The organism is Alteromonas sp. D210916BOD_24, assembly GCF_047159385.1.
GTDB lineage: Bacteria > Pseudomonadota > Gammaproteobacteria > Enterobacterales > Alteromonadaceae > Alteromonas.
The window spans coordinates 2,783,545-2,796,265 of sequence record NZ_AP038333.1 but is presented as its reverse complement, the minus strand read 5'-3'; the positions used below and the strand labels follow the sequence as shown (position 1 = coordinate 2,796,265).

Annotated in this window: 12 protein-coding genes; 9 read left to right on the top strand and 3 right to left on the bottom strand. The window is 45.0% G+C overall.

Features of this window, described 5'->3' with window-relative positions; translation table 11 throughout:
* Window positions 1-247 precede the first annotated feature (247 nt).
* From ACMCM8_RS12195 to map, 3 genes are all read right to left on the bottom strand, one after another.
* Window positions 248-910 (bottom strand): hypothetical protein, encoded by a 663-nt coding sequence (locus ACMCM8_RS12195; RefSeq protein ID WP_412722889.1) that lies wholly within the window; start codon window positions 908-910, stop codon window positions 248-250.
* Window positions 907-1,236 (bottom strand): PadR family transcriptional regulator, encoded by a 330-nt coding sequence (locus ACMCM8_RS12190; RefSeq protein ID WP_412722888.1) that lies wholly within the window; start codon window positions 1,234-1,236, stop codon window positions 907-909. The genes ACMCM8_RS12195 and ACMCM8_RS12190 overlap by 4 nt, the downstream gene beginning before the upstream one ends.
* 191 nt (window positions 1,237-1,427) lie before the next feature.
* Window positions 1,428-2,222: a type I methionyl aminopeptidase gene (gene map / locus ACMCM8_RS12185; protein ID WP_412722887.1), complete on the bottom strand. Its 795-nt coding sequence runs from the start codon at window positions 2,220-2,222 to the stop codon at window positions 1,428-1,430.
* A gap of 400 nt (window positions 2,223-2,622) precedes the next feature.
* On the opposite strand from map, the gene rpsB reads away from it, so the two are divergent.
* The 9 genes from rpsB to bamA all read left to right on the top strand — a co-directional run bounded on the left by rpsB (window position 2,623) and on the right by bamA (window position 12,679).
* Window positions 2,623-3,354, top strand: coding sequence for a 30S ribosomal protein S2 (gene rpsB / locus ACMCM8_RS12180; RefSeq protein WP_412722886.1), 732 nt, complete (start codon window positions 2,623-2,625; stop codon window positions 3,352-3,354).
* A 121-nt stretch (window positions 3,355-3,475) separates the two neighbouring features.
* Window positions 3,476-4,348, top strand: coding sequence for a translation elongation factor Ts (tsf, locus tag ACMCM8_RS12175; RefSeq protein ID WP_412722885.1), 873 nt, complete (start codon window positions 3,476-3,478; stop codon window positions 4,346-4,348).
* Window positions 4,349-4,580: 232 nt separating this feature from the next.
* On the top strand, window positions 4,581-5,318 hold the full coding sequence (gene pyrH / locus ACMCM8_RS12170) for a UMP kinase (RefSeq protein WP_412722884.1): 738 nt from the start codon (window positions 4,581-4,583) through the stop codon (window positions 5,316-5,318).
* A gap of 23 nt (window positions 5,319-5,341) precedes the next feature.
* Window positions 5,342-5,899, top strand: a complete 558-nt coding sequence (gene frr / locus ACMCM8_RS12165; RefSeq protein ID WP_412722883.1) for a ribosome recycling factor — start codon at window positions 5,342-5,344, stop codon at window positions 5,897-5,899.
* 9 nt (window positions 5,900-5,908) lie between these two features.
* Window positions 5,909-6,691 carry a polyprenyl diphosphate synthase gene (uppS, locus tag ACMCM8_RS12160; RefSeq protein WP_412722882.1) on the top strand — a complete coding sequence of 261 codons (783 nt, stop codon included), beginning with the start codon at window positions 5,909-5,911 and terminating at the stop codon, window positions 6,689-6,691.
* Window positions 6,692-6,745: 54 nt separating this feature from the next.
* On the top strand, window positions 6,746-7,609 hold the full coding sequence (locus ACMCM8_RS12155) for a phosphatidate cytidylyltransferase (RefSeq protein ID WP_412722881.1): 864 nt from the start codon (window positions 6,746-6,748) through the stop codon (window positions 7,607-7,609).
* Window positions 7,609-8,796, top strand: coding sequence for a 1-deoxy-D-xylulose-5-phosphate reductoisomerase (gene ispC, locus ACMCM8_RS12150; protein WP_412722880.1), 1,188 nt, complete (start codon window positions 7,609-7,611; stop codon window positions 8,794-8,796). Before ACMCM8_RS12155 ends, ispC begins: the two co-directional genes overlap by 1 nt.
* Window positions 8,790-10,142, top strand: a complete 1,353-nt coding sequence (gene rseP / locus ACMCM8_RS12145; RefSeq protein WP_412722879.1) for a sigma E protease regulator RseP — start codon at window positions 8,790-8,792, stop codon at window positions 10,140-10,142. The genes ispC and rseP overlap by 7 nt, the downstream gene beginning before the upstream one ends.
* Before the next feature lie 59 nt (window positions 10,143-10,201).
* On the top strand, window positions 10,202-12,679 hold the full coding sequence (gene bamA, locus ACMCM8_RS12140) for an outer membrane protein assembly factor BamA (RefSeq protein ID WP_412722878.1): 2,478 nt from the start codon (window positions 10,202-10,204) through the stop codon (window positions 12,677-12,679).
* The last annotated feature ends 42 nt before the right edge of the window (window positions 12,680-12,721 follow it).

Sequence of the window (12,721 nt, the reverse complement as noted above, 5' to 3'; positions counted from 1 at the left end):
CGGGGTAAAGTTCTTTTCAATCGTTAAGAACAATATCACGAATTGCAACTAATTCGCAGTACCCTGTAGCTGCATAATTTAGGTCAAATTGTGAATATTTATGGATTTTTGTTCTAGTCTTGGTAAACGAGCGAAAAGCCATGTAACAACATGGCTTTGACAAGTTGCCGTGTTTATCGCGCCGCGTTACGACCTACTGCAGATATGCATAGGTTTTCATATAGAAAGGCGCACACATACACCGTGCTTAAATAGACTGATTTAATTTAAATTGAAGTTTTTGCTCTGCTACGTAGCACACTGTTTTCAAACCAAATCCGTAGGTTAGCGTTAATATGCATACCGCAAAAGCAGGCCCGAATGCGGTGCTGAACTGTTCTGCTTCCAAGTTGCTTCCAATGGCAATGGCACCAATTAAGCTTGAAAATATTCCCGTCAATACCGCGGTTTGCCCAAGTACCCTAAAAGACAGTTGAGCATTGGTAAGTACTTGTTTGTCAAACTGGACGTCTTCATTCAAAAGCGCGTTTACACCATTGGTTAATGCTTGTGAAGATGTGGCAGCTACGGCAAATAATACCGAAGGAATAAACACTAACAGTGCAGAAGGAATGTCGATAAACATATCAACGCCTCCTCCCAATACTAACGCCATCAGTGTCAAACCGGTAAATACTAGTAAACTCAATAGAAACATCATAAATCCTCGTTTTGTTTTCCATAAAAATTGAAAGGCAGAGCGAAGTGCTTGTTGTCGGTACCACCGCATGGCAGACTGGGGGTTGATCTGTGCTCTACTTAAAAACTCTTCTTCTAAATCACCCAATATGGGCTCTTTCAATTCGTTGGGAAGCACCCATTGAAGTAGCTGTCCAGACCAGCCTAGGGGGCGCGAAATGACTTGGCTCATAGCGCCTCCAATAACGCCAAACCTTGCCACATGTTCGCGAGTGCTTCTTTAGACCGTTTTAATGCAGATTGGCCTTGGGCTGTGACACTAAAATACTTTTTTGCGCGACCGCCACGTTCAGCCGTAGCCTCTCCCATCCGACTCTCTACCAGGCCCTTCTTCTCTAAGCGCTCCAAGGTGGTATACAAGGCCCCAATTGTTACATCACGCGCGATAGACTCGGCCAGTAGCTGACGAATACTGCTGCCATAGGCTGATTCGCCCAATTTAAGTATGGCGAGAAGTAGAAATTGCTCGAACTCCCCAAGAAATTTATCTTTTGCCATTACCGTCTCCTTATATAATAACTACAATGTAGTGTATATTTGACTGAAGTCAATATCTTTTATTTTGTAGAGTAAATGTGTGGACACAAGAAAGGGGAATAACCGCGTTAAAGAAAGCAACGCTATACAGCTTTTGATGATTTAGATAAAGCAGCAGTAAGGTGAACCTTACTGCTGTATAAACGTGGAGGTTAACTATGTGAAATAACGCGGGGTAGTGTTTCATCTTCGCGCAACGTGAGTACTTCAACGCCGTTTTCTGTTACGAGTAAAGTGTGTTCCCACTGGGCACTTAAGCTTCTGTCTTTCGTGACCACGGTCCACTGATCAGGCAATACTTTCGAATAGCGTTTGCCTGCATTAACCATAGGTTCAATAGTAAAACACATTCCTGGGACCAACTCTTCACCTGTTCCCGGTTTTCCGTAATGCACAATTTGAGGCTCTTCATGAAAGCTAGCACCGATACCATGACCGCAATACTCTCTTACAATGGAATAGTCGTGTGCTTCGGCGTGAGTTTGGCAAATATGACCAATGTCACCCAATCGCATGCCGGGTTTAACCTGTTCAATCGCTTTGTATAAGCACTCTTGTGTTACGCGGATCAAGCGCTCAGCAAGGATAGAAGGTTTGCCGACGATAAACATTTTCGATGTGTCGCCGTGATAACCATCTTTAATTACGGTAACGTCGATATTGATAATATCGCCATCTTTGAGTTTCTTGTCAGAAGGAATGCCGTGGCAAATACAGTGATTAACCGACGTACAAATTGATTTAGGAAACGGCGGATGCCCGTAATTAAGGGGGGCAGGTGTCGCGTTTTGCACGTTGACAATATAGTCGTGGCACAGCGTGTTAAGCTCGTCCGTGGTGACTCCTTTTTTGACATGTGGAGTGATCATTTCAAGCACTTCAGCAGCCAACTTGCCGGCTACACGCATTTTTTCGATTTCTTCAGGGGTTTTGATTATTGCTGTCACAGCGCCTCTCAAATCGGTTTAAGCTAATTTCTACATTAAATTTATGGTGTGGCATCAGTATAACATCATTCAGAGCGGGGTTAGTAACCAACTGAAATACAATGGCTTTAAGCTTTTATTTTAAGAAAGGTGAGGATGCGCTATAACGCTAACTCGCGCATTAAAAAGCGGGGGTTTTAGCGGTAAAAACTTGAGGCTTGGGCTCTGTTGTGGTATAAAGCGCGCGCCCTGACGGAAAGGTCTATTTGCCTAGCGTAAAAAGCCCCCGTTATAGAGGGTAAATTTATTTTATTAAAACACACATATACCGACACTTCGTATCGGGGTGTTCAGTGCAATTACGGTTGAGCTGAATCGATACAAGGGGTATATGGAGGCCTAACCCCAAGAGGAAAATAAAATGGCTAATGTTTCTATGCGTGACATGCTGAAAGCCGGTGTGCATTTCGGTCACCAAACTCGTTACTGGAACCCAAAGATGAAGCCTTACATCTTCGGTGCACGTAACAGAGTTCATATCATCAACCTTGAAAAAACGGTTCCCCTTTTCAACAACGCACTTAACTACCTTTCAGGTGTTGCGTCTAAGAAAGGCAAAATCCTTTTCGTTGGTACTAAGCGCGCAGCAGGCGAAGCGGTTAAAGAAGCTGCTCTTAAGTGTGACCAGTACTACGTAAACAAGCGTTGGTTAGGTGGTATGCTGACTAACTGGAAAACAGTACGTCAGTCAATCAAACGTCTTAAAGAACTTGAGCAACAAAGCCAAGACGGTACGTTTGACAAGCTAACTAAGAAAGAAGCACTTATGCTTCAGCGCGAAATGGACAAGCTTGAAAACAGCCTTGGCGGTATCAAAGACATGGGCGGTCTACCAGACGCGATCTTTGTTATCGACGCAGATCACGAGCACATTGCTGTAACAGAAGCTCGTAACCTAGGTATTCCTGTTGTTGGTGTAGTAGATACTAACTCTAACCCAGACGGTGTTGATTACATCATCCCTGGTAACGACGATGCTATCCGCGCTATCCAACTATACTTGGATGCTGCTGCAAACGCTATCAACTCAGGTCGCGAAAGCAACCTTGAAGTACAAGCTGAGCAAGACGACTTCGTAGAAGCAGCAGAGTAATTCTGATTGCTGACTGTCATAACTCGATAATATGACAGGACTACAATACGAAACGTATTGAGAGGGGCGGCATCGCCCCTTTTACCTAACGAATTTATATTTAATGCTGAGGAATTGAAAAATGGCAGTGACTGCAGCACTAGTTAAAGAACTGCGCGAACGTACTGGCGCAGGTATGCTGGATTGTAAAAAAGCCCTGGTTGAAACGGATGGTGATATTGAACTAGCCATTGAAAACATGCGTAAATCAGGTCAAGCAAAAGCGGCTAAAAAAGCAGGTCGTATTGCAGCTGAAGGTGTAATCCTGACTAAAGTTGAAGCAGGTCGTGCGACTATGCTTGAACTAAACTGTGAAACTGACTTCGTAGCGCGTGACGAAGGTTTCCTTAAGTTCGGTAACGAACTACTCGAACTAGCTGCGGCTAACAACATCAACGACATTGAGTCACTAAACGATGCTGAACTTAACGGTTCTAAAGTAAGTGACGTTCGCGATGCACTAGTAGCTAAAATCGGTGAAAACATCTCTCCTCGTCGCGTTATAAACGTAGAAGGCGATACACTAGGTGCATACGTACACGGTGGTCGTATCGGTGTTATCTCTATCCTAACTGGCGGTGATGAAGAGCTAGCGAAAGACGTTGCGATGCACGTTGCAGCGGCAAGCCCGCAGTTCGTTAAGCCGGAAAACGTTCCAGCTGAAGTTGTTGAGAAAGAGAAAGAAATCCAAATCGAAATCGCTATCCAGTCTGGTAAGCCAGCTGATATCGCTGAGAAAATGGTTGCAGGCCGCATGAAGAAGTTCACTGGCGAAGTGAGCTTGACTGGTCAGCCTTTCGTTAAAGATCCTTCAATTTCTGTTGCTGAGCTTCTTAAGAACAACGGCGCAGACGTTATCAACTTCGTACGTTTCGAAGTAGGTGAAGGTATCGAGAAGAAGACTGAAGACTTCGCTGCTGAAGTAGCTGCTCAAATGGCTGCTGCTAAGAAATAATTGAGCGTTTATCTTTTGCATTAAGCAATAGTTAGATAAACTACCAAGCACCTCTTATGAGGTGCTTTTTTATAGCTGTACGTCTTTATTGTTGCCATTGCAGCGCGATAGTGTGAAGCTAGGCGGTTAGAAAGAAAATCGGCCTGACAGACGAAAGCGGTTTGTCCTATGTTTTTTTGCACAACACTTGAAAGACATAGGACAAAACGGGTTTACGAGGACAATTCAAACTATGAGTATCACACCAAAATCAGCATACCGACGCATCCTGTTAAAGCTTAGCGGTGAAGCCCTGATGGGGGCAGAAGGCTTTGGCATTGACCCCAAAGTACTCGACAGAATGGCACAAGAAATCAAAGAGCTGGTTGAACTGGGTGTTCAAGTTGGTCTTGTCATTGGTGGTGGTAACTTATTCCGCGGTGAAGGACTCGCAAAAGCGGGCATGAACCGTGTGGTGGGTGACCATATGGGTATGCTAGCCACAGTAATGAATGGCCTTGCCATGCGAGATGCATTACACCGCGCTTTCGTCAATGCGCGTATGATGTCTGCCATCCCTCTTAATGGTGTGTGTGATGCCTATAACTGGGCAGAAGCTATCAGTCTGTTAAAATCTGGCCGTGTCGTAATCTTTTCTGCTGGTACGGGTAACCCTTTCTTTACCACTGATTCAGCAGCGTGTTTACGCGGTATCGAAATTGAAGCCGATGCGGTATTAAAGGCGACTAAAGTTGACGGTGTGTACAGCGATGACCCAGTTAAAAACCCCGACGCCACCTTGTATGAAGAACTGACTTATCAGGAAGTACTCGAAAAAGAACTCAAAGTAATGGATTTGTCTGCGTTTACTCTGGCGCGAGATCACAGTCTCCCTATCCGTGTATTCAACATGAATAAACCTGGTTGCCTAAAACGCGTAGTGATGGGCGAAAAAGAAGGTACTGTCATCCGCCACGCTGACAAAGATTAATTAAGAACAATAGGATACAAATCGTGATTGATGAAATTGAATTAGATGCGCAAGAGCGTATGGAAAAAAGCCTCGTTGCACTTAAAAGCCAATTTAGCAAGATCCGCACTGGGCGCGCGCACCCAAGTCTACTTGACGGGATAATGGTGCCTTACTACGGTGTTGATACACCGCTAAAACAAGTAGCAAACGTAGTAGCTGAAGACAGTCGTACTCTAGCGTTAACTGTGTTTGATAAAAGCGCAATTCAAGCGGTAGAAAAAGCCATTATGCAGTCTGATTTGGGTTTAAATCCTATGAGTGCGGGCGGTTCTATTCGCATTCCTCTTCCCCCACTTACGGAAGAGCGTCGTAAAGACCTTATTCGCGTTGTTCGCAACGAAGCGGAAGGTGGTCGTGTTGCTATCCGTAATATCCGTCGCGATGCTAACGGTGACATCAAAGATCTTCTTAAAGAAAAAGAGATCAGTGAAGATGAAAGCCGTGCAGCTGAAGAAAATATTCAATCTATTACTAATGATTTCATTAAGAAAGTTGACAGCATGCTTGCTGACAAAGAAAAAGAACTAATGGAAGTATAAGTAAGTATTATGATTGGAAAGCGGTTAAGCGCAGCCACATCGACTCAAACTGAGGTGCCAGCAGTAACTGCTGGCCCGAAGCATGTTGCTATTATCATGGATGGCAATGGTCGCTGGGCGCAGAAGAAAGGGAAAATTCGTACCTTTGGTCATAAAGCTGGGGTGGAATCTGTTCGTTCTGTGGTGCGCTTTGCTCGCCAAAACGGCATAGAGTCACTGACGCTTTTTGCTTTTTCCAGCGAAAATTGGAAACGGCCAGAGGAAGAAGTTAGCGTGCTAATGGATTTGTTTAATCTGGTATTAAATAAAGAAGCCAAACGACTTCATAAAAACGGTGTTCGCTTACAAGTTATCGGTGATGTAGAGGCATTTGATACCAAGTTGGTAGATAAAATTCGCAAAGCCGAAGAGATGACCAAAGACAACAAGGACTTAGTTTTAAATATTGCCGCGAATTACGGCGGTCGCTGGGATATCGTCAATGCCGCTAAGCAACTTGCTGAGCAGGTTAAATGCGGTAACGTGAATGTCTCTGATATTGACGAAGCTGCGTTCAACGCACATATTTCCACAGCAAACCTTCCCGAGTTAGACCTTCTTATCCGCACAGGTGGTGAGCATCGCATTAGCAATTTCTTGTTGTGGCAATGCGCTTACGCTGAATTGTATTTTACCGATGTACTATGGCCCGACTTTAATGAAGACGTGTTTCAATTAGCCGTAGATGATTTCAATGTTCGCCAACGTCGATTCGGCCTTACTGGTGAACAGGTTGTGACAGCCGATGGTTAACACCATACAGGCAAATATCAGGGACGCCCTGGTAAACAAAGCCAAGGGCAAATTATGCTAAAACAACGAATAATAACTGCATTAATTCTTGCGCCACTGGCGCTTTATGCCATTTTATTTTTACCTATTTTTTGGTTTGAAATAGCCATTGCTGGTGTAGTCGCGATTGGCGCTTACGAATGGGCCAATATGTCGGGTATCAGCGAGCGACCTAAAAAACTGATATTTATGGGCGCAGCATTCGTATTGTGTATGTCTCTGTCACTGATTGTTGATGCCAGCATGATTTGGTATCAAGGGCAGTTACATGGCCTATACAGATCTATTTTATCCATTGCCGTGTTGTGGTGGGTAGCATCGCTATTTATGGTGCTAGCTTATCCCAAGTACACTAAATTTTGGCGAGACAGTAAAATTATCAGAGCAACCTTCGGTGCCCTTACCCTTGTGCCAACATGGGTTGCGGTGGTTGCATTGCGCACGAGTTTACACGATGTGGATCAATATTACGGCGCTTCATTGATTTTCTATGTGCTGGGTATCGTGTGGGCAGCTGACATTGGTGCATTCTTTGTGGGGGTCAAATTTGGCCGACACAAACTCCGTCCTAATGTTTCTCCAGGTAAGAGCTTAGAAGGGTTGTTAGGTGGCATTACCGCCTCTTTCGCTATTATCGCCTTCGCTGCATTACATTATCAGGTCGAGCCATCGCGAATTTGGTTACACCTTGCGATTGGTGGTATTACAGTGGCGGTATCGGCACTGGGCGATCTCAATGAAAGCATGTTAAAACGCTGTGCAGGTATTAAAGACAGTGGCAAAATTCTACCTGGCCACGGCGGTGTGTTAGACCGTATAGATAGCTTAACCGCGGCCTTTCCAGTGTTTGCGTTCTGTTATGTGACTTGGATGGCATAATGCAAACAGTCACGGTACTTGGGGCGACGGGCTCCATTGGGTGCAACACACTTGATGTGATTTGTCGTCATCCTGAAAAATACCGCGTCTTTGCCATTACTGGTAACGCGCAACTCGATCTGCTCATGGAGCAGGCACAGAAATGCGCGCCACGTTATGTAGTGGTTGCTGATGAAGGGCAATATCAAAATGCCTGTGACTTAGCCCAACAACGCGGTGTAGACGCTGAAATCCTGTGTGGAGCAAGAGCCTTAGAAGAGGTTGCAAGTGCGCCTGAAGTTGACGCTGTAATGGCAGCAATTGTGGGCGCTGCCGGTCTCTTGCCTACCTTAGCGGCAGTCAAGGCGGGTAAACGGGTACTGTTGGCTAACAAAGAAGCCTTGGTTATGTCAGGCCAGCTTTTCATCGATGCTGCCAACCAAAGTGGTGCTCACATTTTGCCTATCGATAGTGAGCACAATGCTATTTTCCAATGCTTACCCGCTGACTATCGCTATGGTGATTTAGCGGCTAGCGGCATCCGAAAGATTTTATTAACGGGCTCGGGTGGCCCCTTCAGAGCGCGACCTATAGATACATTCGAAGGGATCACGATTGAAGAAGCCAGCACGCATCCTAACTGGTCAATGGGACGTAAAATTACCATTGATTCTGCCACGATGATGAATAAGGGGTTGGAGTTTATTGAAGCGTGTTGGTTGTTTGGTGCAGGAGCTGACGATATTGATGTGGTGATTCATCCGCAAAGTATTATCCATTCGATGGTACAATACGTGGATGGCTCGGTGATCGCACAGATGGGAAATCCTGATATGCGCACGCCTATCGCCTATGGTCTTGCACACCCTGCGCGTATTGACGCTGGCGTCAAACCACTCGATTTTTCAGATATATCAAATTTTAGCTTCGAAACTCCGTGCTACGTACGCTACCCCAATCTTAAGTTGGCTATCGAAGCGTGTCGGGAAGGGCAATGTGCTACCACACGACTCAATGCGGCTAATGAAGTGGCTGTCGCGTGTTTTCTTGAAGGAAAAATCGGTTTCAACGATATTGCGCTGGTGAATGAAGCCACGTTAAATGCCATGCCAGTGGTCAATGTTAATTCTATTCAACAAATTTTAGAGCAAGACGCTTTAGCAAGAACCAAAGCGAACGACATCATTCGAGGTAAATTCCAGTGTTAGCATTTTTTTGGAGCCTTGGCGCTTTTATCATCGCACTTGGTATTTTGGTTGCCGTGCATGAGTGGGGACATTTTTATGTCGCGCGCAAATGCGGTGTGCAGGTTGAGCGGTTCTCTATTGGTTTTGGCAAGCCGATATGGCGTAAAGTAAGCAAGTCAGGTACTGAGTATGTAATTGCAATGATCCCGCTTGGCGGATACGTACGCATGCTCGACGGAAGGGTCGATGACGTTCCTCCTCATCTGGCAGATAAAGCATTTAACAATAAGCCTGTGTTACAGCGTATGGCTGTGATTGCCGCAGGTCCTGGCGTGAATTTTATTTTTGCTTTCTTCGCGTTGTGGTTGATGTATTTAGTCGGTCTTGAAACAGTCAAGCCAGTTGTGAAAAACGTTGAGCCGCAAAGTATAGCAGCCATAGCTGGTTTAGAAGCAGGTGACGAAATTATTCGAATTGGCGATCGCTCAACGACAGATTGGGAAGCGGTAAATCTGGAAATTGTCTCTAATATCGGAAGCGAAAATGCCACAGTATCGGTTAAAAAGTCATCAGGTGCTGAAAAAGTACTGACATTTACGTTGAACTCGTGGAACTTTGATCCAGATAGCGAGTCTCCATTAAGCAGCTTAGGATTAACCCCTTATCGACCCGATCCAACATTGACGGTTGGATTTGTAGGTGAGGGCAGTGCAGCTGAACAAGCAGGTCTCGAACCTGGCGATAAATTAATTGCCCTAAACGGAGAGCTTTTATCGACATGGGAAGGTTTGGTCAATGTCATTATCGATAGCCCGGGAGAGCGAATTGCGCTTGAGATAGAAAGGGATGGACAACAACAAACTCTCCATGCCACGATAGCGCGCCGCGATACGCCTCAAGGGCAAAGTGGGTATTTAGGTGTTAGTCCAACATTTGAGCCTTGGCCAGAAGGGTATGTGTTTACTCATCAATATGGCATGATAGAGGCAATTGGAAAGGCGCTGGATAAAACATGGCGTCTTATAACACTCAGTGTTGAAATGATAGGAAAGCTCGTCACTGGCGATGTGTCAGTGAAGAATTTGAGCGGTCCTATTTCGATTGCTCAAGGTGCGGGAACGAGTGCTGGGTATGGACTTGCGTACTTTTTGAGTTTTCTTGCCTTAATAAGCGTGAATTTAGGCATAATAAATTTATTACCCTTGCCCATGCTTGACGGTGGCCACTTAATGTTTTTCATTGTGGAGTGGGTCACAGGGAAACCTGTGCCGGAGGCCGTTCAAGAGTGGGGATACAGAATAGGTGGCGTGCTTCTGTTTATGATCATGGGTATCGCTATTTTTAACGATATCGCTCGCATAACCTGATGAATATCAGGAAGTACAAAACAGCTAATATAAAAACGCGGCCAGGAAAAGAAAAATAGATGAAGTTAAAACAGTTAGTAGCAGCCGGAGCCATTCTTTCCAGTGCTAGCTTTGCCAATGCTGCGGCGCAAGACAGTGAGTTTGTTGTTGAAGACATTCGCGTAGAAGGATTACAGCGTGTAGCACTGGGTGCTGCGTTGACCTACTTGCCCGTTCAGGTTGGTGATGAGCTAAATACTTTCCGAGTAACACAACTCATTCGTTCTTTGTATTCTTCTACTCACTTTGAGAATGTAGAAATTTTACGTGACGGAAATACGCTAGTCGTGCGCGTCGCAGAACGTCCAACCATTAGTAATATTATCTTTGAAGGCAATGATGATATTAAAGATGAACAACTGCAGGAAAGCTTGGACGGCAATGGAGTACGCATTGGTGAGCCTCTCGATAAGACCGTATTAACGTCAATTGAAAATGGCCTAAAAGATTTCTTCTACAGCATTGGTAAGTACAATGCTGATGTTACCGCGATAATTACGCCTCTCCCTCGCAACCGCGTAGATTTAAAGTTGCTTTTCGAAGAGGGTGATGCAGCAAAAATTGAGCAAATTAATATTGTCGGTAATAAAATTTTTTCCGATGATGAGTTGATGGATGCCTTCGAACTTCAGTTCGATACTCCTTGGTGGGATTTTCTGTCTGAAACCCGTTACCAGCAACAAACGCTACAAGGTGATATGGAAACCTTGCGCAATCACTATTTAGATCGCGGTTATTTGCGTTTTAATGTGGACTCAACGCAAGTGTCGATGACACCTGAGAAATCAGGTATTTATATCGCAATGAACGTAACGGAAGGTGAGCAATACACCATTTCTGAAGTTGAGTTGGTAGGGGATGTGCTTGGACACGAAGAGTATATTGAACGCGTACTCCCCCTTTCTGCAGGTGAACTCTATAATCAGGCAGAAGTGACGTATACCGAAGAATTTATCAGCAAATATCTGGGGCGATTTGGGTATGCGTATCCCACAGTGACCACGGTTCCGGATATTAATGACGAAGACAAAACGGTTAAGTTGACACTGTCAGTTGACCCTGGCAAAAGAATTTACGTAGATCGTATTAAATTCAACGGCAACGTTGTGACAGCAGATAGCGTGTTGCGTCAAAACGTGAGCCAAATGGAAGGAACCTGGTTATCTAATAACCTGCTGGAGTCTTCTAAAAATCAATTATCTCGATTGACCTACATGGAAGAAGTCGAGTTCGAAACCGTTCGAATTCCAGGCTCTGAAGATAAGGTCGATGTTAACTTCAACGTTAAAGAACAGCCCTCAGGTTCATTTAATGCGGGTATTGGTTATGGTGATCGCACCAAGTTAAGTCTTCAGGCGGGTATCCAGCAAGATAACTTCTTAGGGACGGGTAAACGTGTTGGGTTGAACTTGAGCACGGTGTCTTATCAACGCTCAGCACAGATTACTTATAACGATCCGTACTTTACTATCGATGGGATCAGCCTAGGTGGTAGCATTGGATACAGTGAGTTCGACGGCTCAGACTTTAACGTCATCCAGTACAACTCTAAACGATGGTCGATAGGCGCGAATATTGGTTATCCTATCAACGAATTTAACCGCATCAACTTCGGCCTGACTTACAGTAATGTTGAGTTGTATAACCGTGGGTATTACGAGCAAACTGAACAGTTTTACAATCAGTTCCTCGACGGCGAGGATCCAGATGCAGCTATCAAGTACGATAGTTACCTGGCAAGTGTCAGCTGGAGCAGAAGTACACTTAATCGCGGTTTATTCCCAACAGCGGGGTCGTCACAGCGAGCATCGTTTAGTGTTACCACGCCTAATTCAGACGTAAACTATTTTAAAACGGTATTTGATGGTAAGTGGTACTTCCCATTGTCCCGGAACCAACGCTGGTCCTTCTTAGCACGTATGCGCTTGGGTTATGGTAATGGCTATGGTGATATCAATGGCAATGAACAAATCTTGCCATTTACGGAAAACTTCACTGCAGGTGGTTCTGACTCGTTACGTGGCTTTGAAAACAATACGGTTGGTCCACGAGGTATATTACTTGGTTCGGCTGGGAATATTCAGGGCCCTGACGGAGAAGTGTACCCGGGCGATCCAGCTGATGCGCAGCTCTCATGGTCAACCCGTAGTCTTGGAGGAAACGCCATGGCGCTGGGTGGTATCGAGCTAATTGTGCCCACACCGTTTGTCGAAGAAGATATGGATAATTCCGTACGCACAAGTTTGTTTGTGGATGTGGGTAACGTGTGGGATACTGAGTTCGACTATGACAGATATCGTCAGTATGACATATCTTCAAATCAGCGTGGGGAGCTATTGGACTATTCTGACTGGAGTCTGTATCGTAGCTCGGCAGGTATATCGGTTCAGTGGATTTCTCCCATGGGGCCTATGGTATTCAGCTTCTCGAAAGCAATACAACAACGTGACGGTGATGATGCAAGGTTCTTCACTTTCAATATCGGTCAAACTTTCTAAATTATTGAAAACGAGCGTGAAATTATTGCGCTCAGTTTATAT